Genomic DNA, 17,892 nt, shown 5'->3' on the forward strand with positions numbered 1-17,892 from the left:
GTTTGTGGCTCCGTCAAAAGCGATAGGTCAGACTGCCGCCCCAGGTCATGGGATCGCCGACATAGTCCGTCGAAACGCCGATCGGCGTGGCGTAAAGATTCGCAAAGCTGCGGGTCAGGTATTTCTTGCCCGCCAGGTTACGCGCGAATACGGCGGCTTCCAGGCCGGTACCCTCGATTGCCAGCCCCACCCGTGCATTCAGCAGTCCGTAACCGGGTATCCGACCAAGCCTGTTCCCGATGGCGGTTTGCGAGATGGCAGCGGGCGAGGCGCCGGCAGCGAGCGTCGACGTGAAGAAATACTGGCTCGAAATGTACGAATAATCGGCATGAAGCGACAGTTCGCCTGCGGCGGTTCCCAGGCTTTGCGTCGCGCCGATCGAGACCTGCCGCTTGGGGATTTGCAGGAAGGGCTCGTCGCTGCGATCGACGACGACGGGCACGCCGCCTGCCATTTGGTTCTCGGTGAACGTGCCTTTGTCGTAGGCGCCGTGAAGCAGCGCGAGATTGCCGCGCACTTCCATTCCGGTCCACGGCCGCGCGGTCAGTTCGAATTCGGCACCGTAGATCTTAGCATTGCCGGCGTTCACCAAATATGTCGTTTGCGTGCCCCCGACGAAGGCGGCGGCCACGCGTTGCGTGTTTTTGAGCCAAGTGTGGAACAGGGCGACGTTGAAGCGGACGCGATTGTCGAACAGTCCGGATTTCAGCCCCACTTCCACATCGCGGACGGTCTCCGGCGCGAACGCGGGAATGGAACCGAGGCGCAGGTTCCAGCCGCCCGATTTCGAGGCGCGGCTCGTCTTGCCGTAAACGAACAGCTCGGGCGCCACCTGATAATCTACCCCCAGCGTCCAGGCGGGGTAGTCGAACCGGGCGACCTGCGTCTGGTTGCAAGGGCCTCCGGCGCTATCCACGCTAACCGCGCAATTGGGCAAGCCGCTGGGCAAGGTTGCATCTGGCCCCGCCGCCGCGTTACGCAGATTGTGCAGCACGACCTGCCGTTTGTCCCATGTCCAGCGCAGGCCCGCGGTCGCATGAAGGCCGTCGGCGATCTGGTAGTTCGCCTGGGCGAAAATTCCCGCCGTGACGTTCTTCACGTCAGCATCGTTGACGCTGGACGGGCCGCCGGCGAAACCGAAAGTCTGGCTGACCGAATATTCGACGCCTGTCTCGCGCGAATAGTAGGCGCCCGCGATCCAGTCCAGCCGGGATCCGAGGTCGCCGGATAGCTGAAATTCCTGCGACCATGCGCGAGACAGATAGCCGCTTTCGGTTGCCAGGATCGGTATCGGGGTGGCGTCGAGATCGATGAACCCGGTGGCGTTGCTATAGCGGTATGCCGTGATGGCCTTGAGCTTCGCCGAACCTACTTCGCCATCGACGGTAACCGATCCGCCATAGGCCTCCGTAGCATTGAACGGCTTCTGGGAGGCGTCGGCATAGCCGGTGCCCGCCGTATCGTACCAATTGTCTTTGGTATGCAGATATCCGGCCATCGCCGTTCGCAATGCCGCCGGGATGGCGCTCGTCGTCATGTTGAGCCCCCCGAGGGCGACGAGCTGCCCGGCGTCCTTCTGATGGCTATAATCGCCCGCCAGGGTCACCGACCAAGGTCCACCGGCGGGGTTCCAGCGCAGCTTGCCGCGCAGGAAATGACTTTTCAGGTCGTTGGCATCGCGATCGATCGCGATGTTCTGTCCGTAGCCACCCCGTTCGCGATAATTATAGGTCATCCGCAAGGCCAGATCGTCTCCCTGGATCGGGAGGTTGAGCGTGGCGCCGGCGCTGCGGTAGTCGTAATTCCCAAGCTCGACGCGCACGCTGCCCTCGACGTGGCCTACAGGATCCTCGCTGATGATGTTGACGGCTCCGCCCGTCGTGTTGCGGCCGAAGAGCGTGCCTTGTGGCCCGCGCAGGACTTCGACGCGGGCTATGTCCTGGAGATCGACGAGCGCCTGGGAAGGTCGCGCGATATAGACCCCGTCGATGTACATGGCGACGGCAGGATCGACCGCGACGCCGGCGGAAAGGCTGCCTTGGCCGCGAATGGCGACGAACGCGAAGCCGGACGCGGATGGAGCGCCCGTGGCGATCGTCAGGCTGGGCGCGCTGCGTTGCAGATCGGCTATGTCGCCAACCTGCGATTGCTTCATAAATTCAGCACCGACCGCCGTTACCGCGACCGGCGTGGTCTGCAGGCTCTCCTGCTCGCGGCGCGCCGTCACGATGATATCCTCAATTCCCGCACTTGCAGCGACAGGCGGATTGCCAACAGTTTGTGCCAGTGCCGGGAAGCCCAGCGCAGCGAGAGAAACACCTCCGCCCAGAGCCGTCATCCATGCCTTCATAAATACCCACCCCCTGCGTGCGGCTCGTATGGATGGCCGCATCGACGATGACTGACTACAGCCACTCAATTTAAGTGTCGACACTTAATTTGAGTGGCTTCATCGAATTTGCGCGCTGGACCATTGCCGATGCCGGCAATATGCACGCGCATCCACGATAGGTTTCCCGTATGAAGGTTTCGGACGAAGAGCCCCAGGTCCGCAGGTTCAAACCATCCGCTTTACGTTTGATAGATGCGGCCGAAAAACTCTTCGGCGAGCGAGGCATCGACAATGTGCCCTTGCAGGAAGTCGCCGAGACGGCAGGGCAAGCCAACAAATTTGCCGTTCAGTATCATTTCAAGACGCGCGAGGGGCTTATCGATGCCGTGTTCGAGGCACGGCTCCCCGCAATCAATCGCCGGCGTCAGGAATATGTCGAACGACTTCGCGCCATGGAGCATCCGACGATCGTCGATTTGCTTTGGGCGATGATCGGTCCCGTAATCGACCAGGTCGATGCGGAGGGAAAGCATCGCTATTCACGCTTTTCCGCGCAGGTGCGGATCGACCCGCGGTATCGTGCCGGCTGGTTCGGCTCGCGGCATCTTGCGGCCGTCAACGACGTCATCGACATGCTGCGGGCCGCCACGTCACACCTGTCCCGCGCGGAATTCGATGTGCGGATGATGTTCGTCATCGACATTTTCGATTCCGGGCTTCGTCTCGTGGACAGTCCGGAAATTCTCCCACCTTCCTCGGAGCATTCCGCTTCGGACTCGTCCATGATACTCGAAACAATGGTCGCCGTGGCGGCAGCCGGGCTTTCGTCGTGATGCCGCTGCCTAATCATCGGGCGCGCTAGTTTCCGACGCGTTTCAGTAGCGCCGCAGCCCGACGCAGCGCCACGCCCAGGCGAAGCGCCAAGTCCTCCGTCAGCGCTTGGTTGTCGTCCGCCGTCCCTTTCGTGGTCCAGACTATCATAGTCTGTGGGCAACTCAGGGGGGCAGATCAATTCGTGGAAGGTTCTCCTTAGCGTACCGGAAGTTCAGCGAGCGTCCCGGGGCGAACGGGCCTTTCAGCAACCTCCGGCATCCCCGCCAGCCGCGATACGATGATCTCGCGGGCTTCACGCACGATACGCGCGACGAGGTCCGCACAGGTCGGGATATCGCGGATCAGGCCTTGGACCTGTCCCGCCCAGACGAGCCCGGCATCGATGTCGCCGGTCTCCAGCGCGAGGCGGCCCCTCGCCCCCGACACCAACGGCCGAATGTCCTCGAAGACGGAATCCGCCCGAGCCGAGATGGCCACGACGTCGTCCGATACGCTGTTGCGAGCGACGCGGCCGGTATTGTGGAACTTGCGGAAGATCAGGTTGGTCCCGCGCTCGTCGTTGTCGACGATGAACTGCTTCACCCGCTCGTGGATCGGAGCCTCCACTGTCGCGCAGAAGCGTGTCCCCATGTTGATGCCTTCGGCCCCCAGCGCAAGCGCGGCGACCAGGCCTCTGCCATCGGCGAACCCTCCGCTGGCGATCATCGGCACAGTCACGCGATCCGCCGCCGCCGGGATCAGGACGAGGCCCGGAATATCGTCCTCCCCGGGATGGCCCGCGCACTCGAAGCCGTCGATGGAGATCGCGTCCACGCCCATCCGTTCGGCGGAAAGGGCATGGCGCACCGCGGTGCACTTATGGAGGACGGTCACGCCATGCGCCTTGAAATCCTCCACATGCTCCTGGGGTTTGTGGCCCGCTGTCTCGACGATGGTAACCCCGCTGTCGATGATCGCCTTGCGGTATTCGGCATAAGGTGGCGGGTTGACCGACGGCAGGATCGTCAGGTTCACGCCGAAGGGCTTGTCGGTCATCTCCCGGCACCGCGCAATTTCCCTGCGCAGGTCGTCGGGCGTGGGTTGAGTCAACGCGGTCAGGATGCCCAGCCCGCCTGCGTTGGACACCGCAGCGGCAAGTTCGGCGCGCCCGACCCACATCATCCCGCCCTGGACGATCGGCGCCTCGATGCCGAGCATCCGGGTGATCCGTGTGTTGATCGTCGTCATTGTCATTGCACTCCCCTGAAGTCTGTCGGACGGCGCGTGCGGGCCGCGATCTCAAGCCCCGCGCCGTGTCGTGCGGGCAACGGCGCACGAACGGCGCAGACGGCAGCCACTTTGCCCGACCGTTCGAACAGAAACGGATCGCTCATCACCGCGCCCCCGCTTGCCGCGCCTGATGCCAGGCCAGTTCCATCAGTTCGGGCAGGACCCGCACCCGTTCGTGCGCCTGCGCCGAAGAGGCGGTGCCGCGCAGGACCCGTCCCTTGATGCCGTGGAAGATCGCTGCAAGGCGGAAGAAATTGAACGCGACGTAGAAGTCGTAGCCGGGCAGCGACTTGCGTCCCGTGCGGCGGCAATAGGCAGCGACGTATTCCTCCTCGCCGGGAATCCCCAGCGCGGCGATGTCCGCGCCGCCGAGCCCCGCCACGATGTGCGGTGGCATCCGGTACATCATCGCATTGTACGCGAAGTCGGCACCGGGATGCCCCAGTGTCGAGAGTTCCCAGTCGAGCACCGCGAGCACGCGCGGCTCGGTGGGATGGAAGATCATGTTGTCGATGCGGAAGTCGCCATGCGTGATGGCGGTGGCATCGTCGCCGGCGGGAATGTTGGCCGGCAGCCACTCCAGCAGGAGGTCCATGTGTGGATCCCGCCCCGCCTCGGTATCGTCGAGGTACTGCCGGGACCACCGGGCGATCTGCCTGGCGAAGTAATTGCCGGGCTTGCCATAGTCGGCAAGGCCTACGGCGGCATAGTCAACCATGTGCAGGCTCGCCATCGCCGCGTTCATCGCGTCGAAGATTGCCTCTCGCTCCCCGGCCGGGACGCCGGGCACCGTAGCATCCCAGAAAATGCGCCCCTCGACCATGTCCATGACATAGAACCAGGTCCCGATCACCGCGTCGTCGGTACACAGGGCATGGACGTGGGCGACCGGAAACCCGGCCCTTTCCAGCCCCGTCAGCACCTTGGCCTCGCGCTCCACGGCATGCGCGCCTTTGAGCAGCAGGCCCGGCGGCTTGCGACGAAGGACGTAGGCCCTGCCCGGCGTAACCAGCTTGTAGGTCGGGTTGGATTGCCCCCCACGAAACTGTTCGACCTGGAGCGGCCCGACATAGCCGGGCACATGGCCGCGCATCCAGTCCGCCAGCGCCCTTTCGTCAAAGCCATAGCCTTCCCGCACGGCCGTTGTTCCAACGTTCTCGTCCGACGATCCGCTCATGCAGCGTTGGCCTTCAGGAAATCGCGCTTCACTTTCTTCGCCAGCGACCATTTATGGACTTCGGTGGGTCCATCATAGATGCGGAAGGCCCGAATTTCGCGGAAGACCTGCTCGACGATGGTGTCGCCCGAAACCCCCGTGCCGCCCATCACCTGCACGCAGCGATCGGCCACCCGCATCAGCGCTTCGGACACCGCGACCTTCGCCATCGAGCTTTCCGCCGTCCCCAGCGACCCACCGTCGAGTATACCGGCGCACCAGTCGATCATCTGCTCGGCCTGGCGCAGGTCAATGAGATTGTCAGCCAGCATGAAGCCCACGCCTTCGTGATCGACCAGCAGCTTGCCGAACGCCTGTCGGGTGCAGGCATAAGCGGTGGCGATCTCGTTCGCGCGGATGCACGCCCCCAGCCAGCGCATGCAGTGCGACAGACGCGCCGGCGATAGGCGGACCTGCGCATACTGGAAACCCTCGCCGCTGGCTCCCAGCATCTGGTCGGCGGGAACCCGCAGGTTTTCGATGGCGATGATCGCGTGGCCCCCCGGCATCGAACTGTCGATGGTGTCGAGCACCCGCTCGATGCGGATCGCCGGATCGGGAAGGTCGACAAGAAACATGCAGGCCCCGTCCTGCGATTTCGCCATCACGATGCCGACTTTGGCTCCTTGCGCGCCGGTGATGAAGGCCTTGCGTCCATTGATGACCCAATGGTTGCCTTCCATCTCGCAGGTCGTGCGCATCATCGAAGGGTCGGAACCGGCGCCCCCTTCGGCCGCCGGTTCGGTCATGAAGAAGGCCGAGCGCGCCTCGCCGCGCACCAGCGGATCGAGAAACCGCGCCTTCTGCTCGGCCGAGCCGACCTTGCCGAGCAGGTACATGTTGCCCTCGTCGGGCGCCATGGTGTTGACCGCGACAGGTCCCAGCGGCGACAAGCCCGACCGGATCAGCACTTTCGCCGTGTCACGCTGCGTCAGGTGCGCGCCGCCCGGCAGGATATGCGGAGTGAGCACGCCCGCCGCCCGCGCCTTCGCGCGCAGTTCGACGACGAGGTCCTCGGGCGGGCCGTGGCCGTGGATGGCGATGCGCGGGTCCTTCTCGTAAGGCACCACGACCTCGCGCACGAACGCCTCGACCCGGTCGGCGATCGCTTCGGCATCGGTTGAGAGCACGGACGCGGCGCTCATCGCGGCGCCATGCGGATGGCGCCGTCGAGGCGGATGACTTCGCCGTTGAGCATCGGATTGGCGATGATGCTCTCGACCAGCTGGGCATACTCCTCGGGCCGGCCGAGCCGGCTTGGGTGGGGAACCTGCGTGCCCAGGCTGTCCTGCGCTGCCTGCGGCAGGCCCATCAGCATGGGGGTGAGGAAGATGCCGGGCGCAATGGTCATGACCCTGACCCGGTGCTGCGCCAGATCGCGCGCGACCGGCAGCGTCAGGCCCACCACCCCGCCTTTCGACGAGGCATAGGCTGCCTGCCCCACCTGCCCGTCGTAGGCGGCGACCGAGGCGGTGTTGACGATCACCCCACGTTCCTCGCCGAGCGCATCGGCATCGGCCAGCCTGGCTGCGAATCGGCTGATGACGGTGAAGGTCCCGATCAGGTTGATCTCGATCGCGCGGCGATAGGCGTCGAGCGGATGGGGCACGTTCTCCTTGCCCACCGTCTTGATCGCCGGCGCCACGCCCGCGCAGTTCACCAGCACACGCGCGACACCGTGGGCGGCCTGCGCCTTGTCGATCCCTGCGACGACGCTGGCCTCGTTGGCGACGTCCACCTTGCAGAAGATGCCGCCGATCGCTTCCGCGGTCTGGCTGCCCACTTCCTCGTTGAGATCAAAGATCGCGACCTTGGCGCCGTGACCCGCAAGCATTCGTGCGGTCGCGCCGCCCAGCCCCGAAGCACCGCCGGTCACGATCGCCCCCACCCCTTGCAATTCCATGCCTTCATCCTTCTCGAATTATTGGATCGGCCCCGCGCGCCTGAAACGCCCGCGCCAACGGTGCCGCCGACCCGGCCGCACCGCGAGTGGACCAAAATGCCTTTCCGCTCAGGCGGCGACCTTGATTCCCTGCGGCGGCGGGGCGGGGCGGAACAGGTCGAAGGCGTTGCCGCCCAGGATCGCCGCTTTCTCGGCCTCGCCGATCTCGATCCCATCGAACAGGTGCGCGGCGACTTCGCGCGATTTCGGGAAAGTGCCTTCAGCGTGCGGGTAGTCGGTCGCCCAGAGCAGCGACTTAAGGCCAGTGACCTCGCGCGACATGATGCAGGCGCGGTCATGCTGGAACGCGCAACTGACCTGGCGCTGAATGATCTCGCTGGGCCTAAGGCTCAGCACCGGGCGCACGTAGTAGTTGTGCGCCTCGTAGACCTCGTCCATCCGCTCGGCGAGCGCAGCGAGCCAGCTGGCGCCGCTTTCCACGAAGCAGATCTTCGTATCGGGATTGCGATCGAGCACCCCGCCCGAAACCAGCCGCATCGTCGCGTCGATCCCCTCGTTCATCTGCGTCGCATAGTTGATGACCGCAGCGCCCGGTCCACGCTCGGAAATCCACGGGCGGTCGCCGGTGCCAGTGTGGAAGGTGAAAACGATGCCAAGCTCGCCGGCAAGACGGAACACCGGGTCCCAGGCCTCGTCGTTGTAGGCGGGCAGCGCCGCGCCGGTGATCGTTGGCAGCATCGCGGCGGTGTAGCCCAGCGAGCCCACCCGGCGCAGTTCGGCGAGGATATCCTCGATCGCCAGCGCGGGCAGCATCGCGGCGGGCACGAACATGTGCCGGTGCTCGCCGAAAAACTGCAGGGCCCAGTTGTTGTAGAGCTGGCTGGAGGCCACCGCCGCCTCGCGATCGCGCACGAAGTAGAGCACCAGGCCGAGCGTCGGGAACACCAGTTCGCAGTCGATCCCCTCCATCTCCATGTCTTCCAGCCGGCCGACGAGGTTGGAGGCGCCCTTCCGTTTGGAGCGGCCAATATCGCCGCCGTCGGGGGCCGCCGCCGAGAGACGCTGGCGGTGGACGACGTCGGCTCCGACTTTCATCTTCATGTAGCCGTCTTCCATCGCGGCGCTGACGGCATGCTTCTGGAGGCTGGCCGGCAGGCCGTCGAGGAACAGCGTACGCGGCTCGACGATATGCGCGTCCGCGCTGAAAATGCGGTTTTTCATCATCCACTCCACGAGATTGTGAAATTACTTGTATTCATTTATAGGCCGATCCTGATAGCAACGCAAGAGCGCGGCACTGCCGGGAAACCGCCGCGACAGCGCGGATTATGACGGAGAGAGGAGAAAATTTCGCATGGACAAACGCGTTGCGCTGGTGACTCGGGCAAGTGAATACGTCGGGCCCGCCCTGGCCCGCGCTCTCGCCGCGCGTGGCCATTCGCTCGTCCTCCATGGTGCTCACAAAGCGTTGGTGGAGGAGTTGGCCCAGCGTACCCATGTATATGCGATCGACCTTGCCGAAGTGCCGGTCACAGGGCCCGACTCGCTTGCCGAAGCGGCAGGCTGGAAGCGGCTGGTCGATGGCGCGATCGCCCGCTTCGGCCGCATCGATTGCGCGGCGATCTATCCGCCGAGCGGCACTGCTGCGGTCTTTTGCAGCGGGCCGCTGCTGGCCGCCGCGCCTTCCGATCTCACCGACCTCGCCGGCTATGCGACGAGCACGCTCCATGCGCTGCAGGTCCTGATCCCGCCCCTGCGGGCGACGGGCGGCGGCCAGATCGTCGTCTTCACCAGCGACGCCGGCGCCCGCCCCGAACCCGGCTGGTCGATTTACGGCGCCGTGCGCGCAGGCCAGAATTTTCTCGTCCAGGCCGCTGCTCTCGAACATGCGGGCGAGGGTATAAGCATCAACGCGGTGGGCTCGAAGAACGTCGTCGGCCCCGGCTTCCCGGGTGCACCGACCGAGGGGCTCGACGATCGCCACGTCCCGTCCGGCCCCTGGAGTCACCGCCTCGAAAGCGAGAGCCCTGCTGGCCGCATGGGCACGATGGCCGAGCTCGCGGCATTCTGCATGCCGCTGCTCGACGGCACAAGCCGATACCAGACCGCGCAATATTTCTCGTATAGCGGCGGCTGGAACACCGCGGCGCGACAGTCGGGCTCCGACAAGTGAACCTCGCCCGAAATGCTGCGCCCCATATTCCCACGATCCAACGGAGAGAACCGAAATGCCTGAAGCCTATATCGTAAGCGCCGTACGAACCGCGGGAGGGCGCCGCAACGGCCGCCTGCGCGACTGGCACCCCGTCGACATGGCTGCGCGCGTGCTCGAAGCGGTGGTCGCACGCAGCGGCATAGACCCCAATGTCGTCGACGACGTCATCATGGGCTGCGTCACCCAGGCCGGCGAGCAGGCGTTCCACGTCGGACGCAACGCCGTCCTGGCCTCCTCGCTGCCCGACCGCATCCCCGCGGTGACGATCGACCGCCAGTGCGGATCGTCGCAGCAGGCGATCCAGTTCGCAGCGCAGGCGGTGCTGTCGGGCACACAGGACGTCGTCATCGCCGCGGGCGTTGAAAACATGTCGCGCGTGCCGATGGGCCTGGCGCTGAGCGCGCCGCTGCAGCAGGGCGTCGGCACAGGCCCCTACACCCAGGCCATATTCGACCGCTACGGCGTTACCGAGATCACCCAGTTCGCCGGTGCCGAGATGATCGCCGCCAAGCACGGCCTGACCCGCGACGATCTCGACGCCTTCGGCTTCGAAAGCCAGCAGCGCGCCATCGCCGCCACCCGCGCCGGTGCCTTCGAGGCCGAAATTCTTCCACTGGAGGTCGTGACGACAGAAGGCGCGATCGAACTCCACGTGGTCGACGAGGGCATCCGCTTCGACGCCACGCTGGAGGCGATCCAGGGCGTGAAGCTGGTGACGCCGGGCGGCATCATCACCGCTGCCACTTCCAGCCAGATCTGCGACGGCGCCTCGGCGGTGATGATCGTCTCCGGCGAAGCGCTCAAGGCCCACGGACTGACCCCCATCGCCCGCATCCACGCCTTCGGGGTAACGGCGGGCGACCCGGTCATCATGTTGGAAGAACCGATCCCGGCGACCCGGCACGTCCTGGGCAAAGCCGGCATGACGATCGGGGAGATCGACCTCTACGAAGTGAACGAGGCCTTCGCCCCCGTTCCGCTCGCCTGGCTCAAGGAACTGGAGGCTGATCCGGCGAAGCTCAACGTCAACGGCGGCGCCATCGCGCTCGGCCATCCGCTGGGCAGTTCGGGGACCAAGCTGATGACCACGCTCATCCATGCGCTGAAAGCGCGCGGCCTGCGCTACGGGCTGCAGACGATGTGCGAAGGTGGTGGCATCGCCAACGTCACGATCGTCGAGGCGCTCTGACGAACCTCGAGGACCGGCGGGGCGGTTGCTTCCGCCGGTCCTTCCTTGGTTCGCGGCAAATGGGTCGGGTCGAACGGCCTGGATCGGCGTCCGCCCCGCGGCAGGTCAGCGCAAGCCCATGCGGATGCCACCGTCGAGCCGGATGTCCTCGCCATTGACATAGCCGTTGCGCACCAGTTCCACCGCAAAGCTTGCAAACTCCTCGGCACCGCCGAAGCGCTTGGGAAAGGGGATCGAGGCGTAAAGCGCTTCCTTTACCGCATCCGGCGCACCGTGCATCAGGGGGGTGTCGAAAATGCCGGGCAGGATGGTGTTGATCCGTATCGCCTCGCTCGACAGGTCGCGGGCGAGCGGCAGTGTCATGCCGACAATGCCGGCCTTGGACGCCGAATAGGGGACCTGTCCCGCCTGGCCGTCCTCCGCCGCGATGCTGGCGGTATTGACGATCGCCCCGCGCTCGCCGTTGTCCAGCGGATCGATGGTCAACATGCCCGCAGCCGACTTGACGATGCAGCGATAGGTGCCCACCAGGTTGATCTGGATTTCGCGGTCGAAATCCGCTGCCGGCAAAACGACGATCTCGCCCGTCTTGCGGTCGCGGCGGACCGACTTTACGGCCTTGCCGGTGCCTGCGCAGTTGACCAGCACGCGTTCCTGGCCGTGAACCGCGCGGGCCTTGGCGAATGCGGCATCGACGTCCTCGTCGCTGCGGATGTCGACCTTGCAGAAGGTGCCTCCCAGTTCAGCGGCCAGTGCCTCACCCTTCTCCACGTTCAGGTCGAACAGCGCCACCTTGGCGCCTTGCGCCGCCAGCGCCCGCGCCGTCGCGGCGCCCAGCCCCGATGCGCCGCCGGTCACCACGGCGGCGATGTTTGCAATCTCCATTCACGCAACTCCTCTCGAACGCGGCCCGGCCGGACCGACATAACTTGCCCGGTCTAGCCCCGGAGCAACATAAAATGAATATCTTAAATTTCTATCGCCTTGAGACCATCACGTCTCTGGCCGCTTCCATCCGGTGGGCGCGCAGCGTGTCCTCTTCCACGGTTGTCGCCGAGCGGAACCACAACCACGCGCCGACGAGATTGGCGAACGCGACCGCCACGAGCGCGTAGCGCAGCGACAGGTGCGACCAGCGGGCTTCGAAGTGGTCACTCAACACCCCCGTAAGCAGCGCCCCGCAGGTGCTTCCGAGCAAGTGCGCCACAAGGTAATAGATAGCCATGCCCACCCCCCGCGCGCGCACCGCCAGCACCGATTGGTAGGTGGCGACCCCGGGCCCGCTCACCGCGTTGGAAAACAGGCCCCAGACGCAGAACAGCGCCAGCGCGCCGGCCGTCCCGTCTACCATCAACGCCGACACCGAGAGCGCGAACGAGGCCAGCAGCGTCGCCGCACACCACCACGAGCGCCAGCGCATGTCGCGCGCGGCCAAGCGGTCCACGATATAGCCGGATAGCGGCGCTCCAATCGCTCCGGCGCCCCCGAATGCCAGCGCCAAAAAGGCCGAGGCCGACGCGAGGCTGAGCCCGTGGGCGCGCATCAGGAACGAGGTGAGGAACGCCACCATCGCCGTCAGCGAGCCGGTGTAGAAGATCACCCCCGTCAGGATCAGCCGGGCGCTGCGCTGCCCGGCGATATGGCGCAGCGCCGCACGGAACGGCAGGACGTTCGGGTCGGCGTTTTTGCGGCGGCCCGAATCGTCGACGGTGAAGCCGGCGAGCAGGCCGAGCACGATCGCCGGCAGGCCCGCGACGAGAAACGTGGTGCGCCACCCGTAGGTCGATGCGATGAGGCCGCCGAGCAGGAAAGTGCACAGCAGGCCCAAAGGTGCGCCGGCATAGAAGACGCTCATCGCCAGGCCGCGCCGGGCTGGGGGGAAGCGCTCGGATAGGATGGAGACCATCGCCGGCCCACCGCCCGCCTCGCCCGCCCCCACCAGAAGGCGCGAGGCCAGCAGGTGGACGAAGCTCCCGGCCCAGCCTGCGCTCGCCGTTGCAGCGCCGAAAACCACCACGCAGGCCGCGAGGATGCGGCTGCGATCGAGGTTGTCGACCGCCCAGCCGAGGATCAGTCCGGCAACCGAATAGAAAGCTGAAAAGCCGATACCGACAAGGATGCCCAGTTGCGTGTCGCTCAAGCCGAACTCGCGCTTGATGGGCTCCGCGAGCACCGAGAGAATGGCCCTGTCGACGCCCAGCATGACGTGGACCACCATGAACAGCGCGAGCACATACCATTGCCCTCGACTTAGTCGAAGCGGCCGCTCCCGCTGCGCAAATTTCGGCTGCTCATCCATGACACACTCTCCCGGCAGCTCTTCTGACGAGAACCGCTTGACCCGACCTCCATTAACTTACACCATTCATTTTTAAAACCGCCAAATCGCACCTCGTCGAAAAGCGTCGGCAATGGCAGGAGAGAGGGCACTCAGATGACATCGAGGATCGGCAGCCAACCCGTTTTCGGCGTTCAGGCGCACCCAGGCGGCCTGTTCCGCCGGGCGATTGCGCTGGACCACCGCGGCCCCGGCCGCGTCGTCGGGTGGTTGGAGGACCACTACCATCACTTCGGCGTCACCATCGAGCATGCCGATGGCCATGTGCGCGACGTGGGCATGGCCGCGCCGCGCTTTCCCTGGTCGACGTGCGCCGGCGCCGCCGTGCCGCTGCGCGCGCTGGTGGGTAAGCCGCTCATCACGCGAGCCTCGGACCTCGGCCGGCTTATCGACATGCGGCTGCAATGCACCCACGTCTTCGACCTCGTGGCGCTGGCACTGGTGCAGGCGGCGACCGGGCGTGCGGACCGGACATACGAGGTGCAGGTTCCCGACCGCGCCGTGACCGTCAATCCGGATGCCGCCAATGCCGCCGAGATCAACCTGTTCGGCCCCGGCGAAGTCTCGCTGCTACGCGACGGGGCGCGGGTGATGCACTGGAGCCTAGATGGGCAGGCGATCACCGGCCCTGCGCCTTATGGCGGCCATTCGCTGGGCCAAGGCTTCCGCCAGTGGACCGAGACGATGCCCGAGGAAGAAGCCGAATACGCGACGATCATCCGGCGTGCGCTGCTGGTCGCGGGCGGGCGCTACCAGGACCTCGACGTCTTCCCCACCTCGGCCGCGCAGAACATGCCCGCGGCCTGCCACAGCTTCCAGCCCGGTCAGCGCCACGTGGCGTTCCGACTCTCCGGTTCCGACCGCAACTACGAGACCGCGCGCGAGGCGATGCTGGCCCACCGCGCGGTCACGCCCTGAGCACCGCCCAGCCCCTACTGGCACCTGGGCAATAGCTTATGGATCGACCCGATCCCCGCGTTTTCCTGAAACGAGTTCACGGTGACGCGGGTGGAATTGGAAACCTCTATACGACTACCCCCCTACCACCAGCCGGTCGACATAGTCGGCGCCCAGCCCGCAAGCGGCATAGTGTTCACGCGCGGCGGCCATCTTGGTGAAGCAGTCCTCGTACCCCATCGCCTTGCCATGGGGGTCGACGTAGACGTAGCCGCCGGTCACGAAGAACAGCGTTATCATCTCGCTGACGCCGTCGGGGATGACGAGGGTGTGCGTCTCCCCCGGCGGCTCGAAGGCATAGTCGCCCGGCGTCGCCACCCAGTCGTGCTCCAGATAGCGCCACGTCCCCCGATGGGTGAAGGCGTGCACCGCGCCATTGTGGCGATGGCGCGACAGCACCCCGGCGCCGCGCACGCGCAGGTAGTTGATGTAGAACCCCTGCCCGGGCGCGAAGGAGACGGGGCGGAACCATACATTCTCGCCCTGCGGCACCCAGAGACGCTCGTCGCAGTCGATCTGCGCGCCGCCGGGCACCAGCAAGTCGGCGATCATCCCGGCCGGCTGCGGCAGCTGGTAGGCGATTGCCTCGGTATCCCGGTTCAGGGTACTACTTTTGGTCATGGTCCGGTCCTTTCGCTTTGATCCGAGCCAAATACGCCCTCGGCGGCGAGGCTTGCGATCGCGTCGTGTGTGTATCCGAGGCCAAGAAGCACGCTCTCGCCGTCGGCGCCGAGCGGCCTGGGCGGGCGCGGGGGCGCCAGCGGGGTTGCGCTGAAGCGCGGCGCTGGTGCGGGCTGGACGATGCCGGCGACGTCCACGAAAGCGCCGCGCGCAAGGTTGTGCGGATAGCGGGGCGCCTCGTCCATCGACAGCACGGGCGCGAGGCAGGCATCGCTGCCTGCAAACCGCGCTTCCCATTCGTCGCGGGTACGAGTAGCGAAGATCGCGGCGAGCTTGTCGCGCATGATGGGCCAGCGGCGCTCGTCGAACTGGTCGTCGAAATCGGGATCGTCGGCGATCCCGGCCAGACCGCGCAGCTGCGCGTAGAACTGCGGCTCGATCGGAGCGATGGCGACGAACCGGCCGTCGGCGGTTTCGTAGGTATCGTAGAACGGCGCGCCGGTATCGAGCAGGTTCACGCCGCGGTCGTCGCGCCAGGTGCCCTGTGCCAGCATGCCCCAGAACATGCTGGAGAGCAGCGCAGCCCCGTCCGCCATCGCCACGTCGACCACCTGCCCGCTCCCGCTCGCACGAGCGGCGAAAAGGGCCGAGAGCAGCCCCGCTACCAGCAGCATGCCGCCGCCGCCGAAGTCGCCCACCGCGTTTGTCGCGGGCGTCGGCTTGCCTCCGGCCCGGCCATAGCCGTGGAGGTTCCCCGAGATCGCGATGTAGGTGAGATCGTGGCCGGCGGTGGCCGCCAGCGGGCCGTCCTGCCCCCACCCGGTTATCCGCCCGTAGACAAGCGCCGGATTGACCGCGAGCAACGCCTCCGGCCCCAGCCCGAGTCGTTCGGCAACCCCCGGTCGGAAACCCTCGACGAAGGCGTCCGCCCCGCGCACCAGATCGTGCAGCACCTCAATCGCGCCGGACGCCTTGATGTCCAGCACGATCGAAGAGCGCGAGCGCGCCAGCACGTCGTAATCCTGCAGCAGCCCGCCCTGGTTGGCGCCGCCGGGCCGATCGACGCGGATGACCTCGGCGCCCAAGTCCGCCAGCAGCATGCAGGCGAAAGGAGCCGGCCCGATGCCGCCCATTTCGATGATCCGTATCCCGTGCAAAGGGCCCATCAGGTCGCTCCCTAATAACTGAACATCTTTTATTTTTTCTTGGCTTTGCCGCGCCGGAATGTAAAGCCTGCGCTTCAACGCGGCGGGAAAAGTCGCAGGCAAGACTGGAGCTAGGGATGAGCACGAATACCGAGGCGGCCAAGCCGGCCACGTTCGAACTGGTCGACGACCACATCGCGGTGATCACGCTGAACCGCCCGGAAAAGCGCAACGCCATCAACGGCGAGATCGCCCGGCTGGTCGACGGCTATCTCAAGGAGATCGAAAGCAACGTCGCGATTCGGGTGGCGATACTCGCCTCGTCGCTCGAAGCGGTGTTCTGCGCCGGCGCTGATATCAAGGAGATGGCCGAAGGGCGCGGGCACGAACTGGCGACGCCCGACGGTGGCTTTGCCGGGCTGATCGACGCACGGCGGCGCAAGCCGCTGATCGCGGCGGTGCGGGGCGCGGCGCTGGGCGGCGGGTGCGAACTGGCGCTCGCCTGCGACATGATCGTCGCCTCGGACGATGCGAGCTTCGGCCTGCCCGAAGTAAAGCGCGGCCTGTTCGCCGGCGCCGGCGGGGTACACCGCCTCCCGCGCGCACTGCCGCGTAACGTCGCGCTCGAACTGATCGCCACCGGCGAGCCGATGAGCGCCGCCGATGCACGCGCCTTCGGCCTTGTCAACCGCGTGGTCCCGAGCGGCAAAGTGCTGGACACGGCGCTGGCACTGGCGCGCACGATCGCCGCGAACGCGCCGCTCTCGGTGACCGAGAGCCTCGTGGTCGCGCGGCAGGCGTCGGAGCAGGGCGACGCGGATTTGCGCGCCTTGTCGGTTACCGTGGCCGACCGGGTCTTCGCCTCGGAGGATGCGCAGGAAGGCCCGCGCGCGTTCCTCGAAAAGCGGGTGCCGCAGTGGCAGGGTCGCTGAGCACCGCGCCCGCCTGGTTCGACCGCGCCGTCGCGCAGGCGCCCGAGGCCTCGACACTGGCGCTGGGCGACAAGCAGATCGAACTTCTCGTGTGGGGCGATGCGGGGCGGCCCGGGCTGCTGCTGCTGCACGGCAGCATGGCGAATGCCTGGTGGTGGGCAGTCATCGCGCCGCTGCTAGCCGAACGCTTCCGCGTCGCCGCGCTTTCGTTCTCGGGGATGGGCGCCTCGGCGCACCACCCGCCCTACACCGTCGCCGGTTATGCCGACGAGGCGATCGGCGCCGCGCGCGCCGCCGGGCTGTTCGCAAGCGGCATGGCGCCGGCGGTGGTCGGCCATTCGGCAGGCGGCGGCGTGGCCGTCCAACTGGCGACGCGCGCGGGGCCCGAGCGGTTCGGCGCGGCGATCATCGTCGATAGCGCGATCCTGCCGGGCGGCGTCGAGTTCGGCGAGCCACCGGGCAAGCCGGCCCGCGTCTATGCGACGGTGGAGGATGCGGTGGCGCGCTACCGGCTGGTGCCGGCGCAGGCGATCGTCCATCCGTTCCTCGTCGAGTGGGTTGCAGCGAAATCGCTGCGCCCGGTGCCGGGCGGGTGGACATGGTCGTTCGACCCGGCGCTGCGCGGCACCTTCAGCGCCCGGGCGGCGTGGGACCTGCTGCCGCGCATCCAGTGCCCGCTCCACGTCGTCAACGGCGCGCGATCGAGCGTCACCACGCCCGAGCGGATGGCGCTGATCCTATCGCAGGCGCCCGCCGGCACGCAGGTGATCGAGATATCCGGGGCGGCGCACCACGTCCCCATCGACCAGCCGCTGGCGCTCGCCGAGGCGATCGGCGCCATCGCGGACAGGATCGTTCGCAGCGAAGGGCTTGCGCAGGGCGAAATGCGCAGCTAGTGATAGATTAATAGTATTCATTTGTTGGCGGGGATGATGGATCGG

Annotated in this window: 16 protein-coding genes; 6 read left to right on the forward strand and 10 right to left on the reverse strand. The window is 66.3% G+C overall.

From position 1 onward, the window contains the following. Positions 1 to 13 precede the first annotated feature (13 nt). Positions 14 to 2,434 carry a TonB-dependent receptor gene (locus ACFFDA_RS02405; protein WP_404477998.1) on the reverse strand — a complete coding sequence of 807 codons (2,421 nt, stop codon included), beginning with the start codon at positions 2,432 to 2,434 and terminating at the stop codon, positions 14 to 16. Between the two features lie 86 nt (positions 2,435 to 2,520). On the opposite strand from ACFFDA_RS02405, the gene ACFFDA_RS02410 reads away from it, so the two are divergent. Then, positions 2,521 to 3,165, forward strand: coding sequence for a helix-turn-helix domain-containing protein (locus tag ACFFDA_RS02410; protein WP_404477999.1), 645 nt, complete (start codon positions 2,521 to 2,523; stop codon positions 3,163 to 3,165). 196 nt (positions 3,166 to 3,361) lie between these two features. Here the strand turns inward: ACFFDA_RS02410 and ACFFDA_RS02415 are convergent, their stop codons facing one another. From ACFFDA_RS02415 to ACFFDA_RS02435, 5 genes are all read right to left on the reverse strand, one after another. Continuing rightward, the gene (locus ACFFDA_RS02415; protein ID WP_404478000.1) at positions 3,362 to 4,399 is read right to left on the reverse strand and encodes an NAD(P)H-dependent flavin oxidoreductase; all 1,038 of its coding nucleotides are present in this window, start codon (positions 4,397 to 4,399) and stop codon (positions 3,362 to 3,364) included. Positions 4,400 to 4,538: 139 nt separating this feature from the next. Beyond that, a complete protein-coding gene (locus ACFFDA_RS02420) occupies positions 4,539 to 5,612 on the reverse strand; it encodes a phosphotransferase (RefSeq protein WP_404478001.1) in 1,074 nt (357 codons plus the stop codon). Beyond that, entirely contained in the window at positions 5,609 to 6,796 is a 1,188-nt protein-coding gene (locus tag ACFFDA_RS02425) for an acyl-CoA dehydrogenase family protein (protein WP_404478002.1), read from the reverse strand. The genes ACFFDA_RS02420 and ACFFDA_RS02425 overlap by 4 nt, the downstream gene beginning before the upstream one ends. Then, entirely contained in the window at positions 6,793 to 7,554 is a 762-nt protein-coding gene (locus ACFFDA_RS02430) for an SDR family NAD(P)-dependent oxidoreductase (protein ID WP_404478003.1), read from the reverse strand. Before ACFFDA_RS02430 ends, ACFFDA_RS02425 begins: the two co-directional genes overlap by 4 nt. A gap of 108 nt (positions 7,555 to 7,662) precedes the next feature. Next, positions 7,663 to 8,778 carry an amidohydrolase family protein gene (locus ACFFDA_RS02435; RefSeq protein ID WP_404478004.1) on the reverse strand — a complete coding sequence of 372 codons (1,116 nt, stop codon included), beginning with the start codon at positions 8,776 to 8,778 and terminating at the stop codon, positions 7,663 to 7,665. A 130-nt stretch (positions 8,779 to 8,908) separates the two neighbouring features. Here ACFFDA_RS02435 and ACFFDA_RS02440 point away from each other — a divergent pair, with 130 nt between their 5' ends. Then, the gene (locus tag ACFFDA_RS02440; protein WP_404478005.1) at positions 8,909 to 9,727 is read left to right on the forward strand and encodes an SDR family NAD(P)-dependent oxidoreductase; all 819 of its coding nucleotides are present in this window, start codon (positions 8,909 to 8,911) and stop codon (positions 9,725 to 9,727) included. Positions 9,728 to 9,782: 55 nt separating this feature from the next. Next, positions 9,783 to 10,958 (forward strand): acetyl-CoA C-acetyltransferase, encoded by a 1,176-nt coding sequence (locus ACFFDA_RS02445; RefSeq protein WP_404478006.1) that lies wholly within the window; start codon positions 9,783 to 9,785, stop codon positions 10,956 to 10,958. 105 nt (positions 10,959 to 11,063) lie between these two features. Here ACFFDA_RS02445 and ACFFDA_RS02450 read toward each other — a convergent pair whose 3' ends face one another. After that, the gene (locus ACFFDA_RS02450; protein ID WP_404478007.1) at positions 11,064 to 11,843 is read right to left on the reverse strand and encodes an SDR family oxidoreductase; all 780 of its coding nucleotides are present in this window, start codon (positions 11,841 to 11,843) and stop codon (positions 11,064 to 11,066) included. 91 nt (positions 11,844 to 11,934) lie between these two features. Next, positions 11,935 to 13,257, reverse strand: coding sequence for an MFS transporter (locus ACFFDA_RS02455; RefSeq protein WP_404478008.1), 1,323 nt, complete (start codon positions 13,255 to 13,257; stop codon positions 11,935 to 11,937). A 135-nt stretch (positions 13,258 to 13,392) separates the two neighbouring features. Between ACFFDA_RS02455 and ACFFDA_RS02460 the strand changes: the two genes are divergently transcribed. Then, positions 13,393 to 14,214, forward strand: coding sequence for a hypothetical protein (locus ACFFDA_RS02460; RefSeq protein ID WP_404478009.1), 822 nt, complete (start codon positions 13,393 to 13,395; stop codon positions 14,212 to 14,214). A 114-nt stretch (positions 14,215 to 14,328) separates the two neighbouring features. Here ACFFDA_RS02460 and ACFFDA_RS02465 read toward each other — a convergent pair whose 3' ends face one another. Together ACFFDA_RS02465 and ACFFDA_RS02470 are read right to left on the reverse strand one after the other, a co-directional pair. Next, complete coding sequence (locus ACFFDA_RS02465; RefSeq protein WP_404478010.1) at positions 14,329 to 14,874, reverse strand: 2,4'-dihydroxyacetophenone dioxygenase family protein; 546 nt, start codon at positions 14,872 to 14,874, stop codon at positions 14,329 to 14,331. After that, positions 14,871 to 16,043 (reverse strand): CaiB/BaiF CoA transferase family protein, encoded by a 1,173-nt coding sequence (locus ACFFDA_RS02470; protein WP_404478288.1) that lies wholly within the window; start codon positions 16,041 to 16,043, stop codon positions 14,871 to 14,873. The genes ACFFDA_RS02465 and ACFFDA_RS02470 overlap by 4 nt, the downstream gene beginning before the upstream one ends. A 113-nt stretch (positions 16,044 to 16,156) precedes the next feature. Here ACFFDA_RS02470 and ACFFDA_RS02475 point away from each other — a divergent pair, with 113 nt between their 5' ends. Both ACFFDA_RS02475 and ACFFDA_RS02480 read left to right on the forward strand, forming a co-directional pair. Then, positions 16,157 to 16,951 (forward strand): enoyl-CoA hydratase-related protein, encoded by a 795-nt coding sequence (locus ACFFDA_RS02475; protein ID WP_404478011.1) that lies wholly within the window; start codon positions 16,157 to 16,159, stop codon positions 16,949 to 16,951. Beyond that, positions 16,936 to 17,847, forward strand: a complete 912-nt coding sequence (locus ACFFDA_RS02480; RefSeq protein WP_404478012.1) for an alpha/beta fold hydrolase — start codon at positions 16,936 to 16,938, stop codon at positions 17,845 to 17,847. The genes ACFFDA_RS02475 and ACFFDA_RS02480 overlap by 16 nt, the downstream gene beginning before the upstream one ends. Positions 17,848 to 17,892: the final 45 nt, after the last annotated feature.

It is taken from the genome of Novosphingobium sp. BL-52-GroH (genome assembly GCF_044813085.1).
GTDB lineage: Bacteria > Pseudomonadota > Alphaproteobacteria > Sphingomonadales > Sphingomonadaceae > Novosphingobium.

Excerpts from the sequence above, each read along its gene's own strand:
- ACFFDA_RS02410 (WP_404477999.1), top strand. The coding sequence starts at position 2,521 with ATGAAGGTTTCGGACGAAGAGCCCCAGGTCCGCAGGTTCAAACCATCC.
- ACFFDA_RS02415 (WP_404478000.1), bottom strand. The coding sequence starts at position 4,399 with ATGACAATGACGACGATCAACACACGGATCACCCGGATGCTCGGCATC.
- ACFFDA_RS02420 (WP_404478001.1), bottom strand. The coding sequence starts at position 5,612 with ATGAGCGGATCGTCGGACGAGAACGTTGGAACAACGGCCGTGCGGGAA.
- ACFFDA_RS02425 (WP_404478002.1), bottom strand. The coding sequence starts at position 6,796 with ATGAGCGCCGCGTCCGTGCTCTCAACCGATGCCGAAGCGATCGCCGAC.
- ACFFDA_RS02430 (WP_404478003.1), bottom strand. The coding sequence starts at position 7,554 with ATGGAATTGCAAGGGGTGGGGGCGATCGTGACCGGCGGTGCTTCGGGG.
- ACFFDA_RS02435 (WP_404478004.1), bottom strand. The coding sequence starts at position 8,778 with ATGATGAAAAACCGCATTTTCAGCGCGGACGCGCATATCGTCGAGCCG.
- ACFFDA_RS02440 (WP_404478005.1), top strand. The coding sequence starts at position 8,909 with ATGGACAAACGCGTTGCGCTGGTGACTCGGGCAAGTGAATACGTCGGG.
- ACFFDA_RS02445 (WP_404478006.1), top strand. The coding sequence starts at position 9,783 with ATGCCTGAAGCCTATATCGTAAGCGCCGTACGAACCGCGGGAGGGCGC.
- ACFFDA_RS02450 (WP_404478007.1), bottom strand. The coding sequence starts at position 11,843 with ATGGAGATTGCAAACATCGCCGCCGTGGTGACCGGCGGCGCATCGGGG.
- ACFFDA_RS02455 (WP_404478008.1), bottom strand. The coding sequence starts at position 13,257 with ATGGATGAGCAGCCGAAATTTGCGCAGCGGGAGCGGCCGCTTCGACTA.
- ACFFDA_RS02460 (WP_404478009.1), top strand. The coding sequence starts at position 13,393 with ATGACATCGAGGATCGGCAGCCAACCCGTTTTCGGCGTTCAGGCGCAC.
- ACFFDA_RS02465 (WP_404478010.1), bottom strand. The coding sequence starts at position 14,874 with ATGACCAAAAGTAGTACCCTGAACCGGGATACCGAGGCAATCGCCTAC.
- ACFFDA_RS02475 (WP_404478011.1), top strand. The coding sequence starts at position 16,157 with ATGAGCACGAATACCGAGGCGGCCAAGCCGGCCACGTTCGAACTGGTC.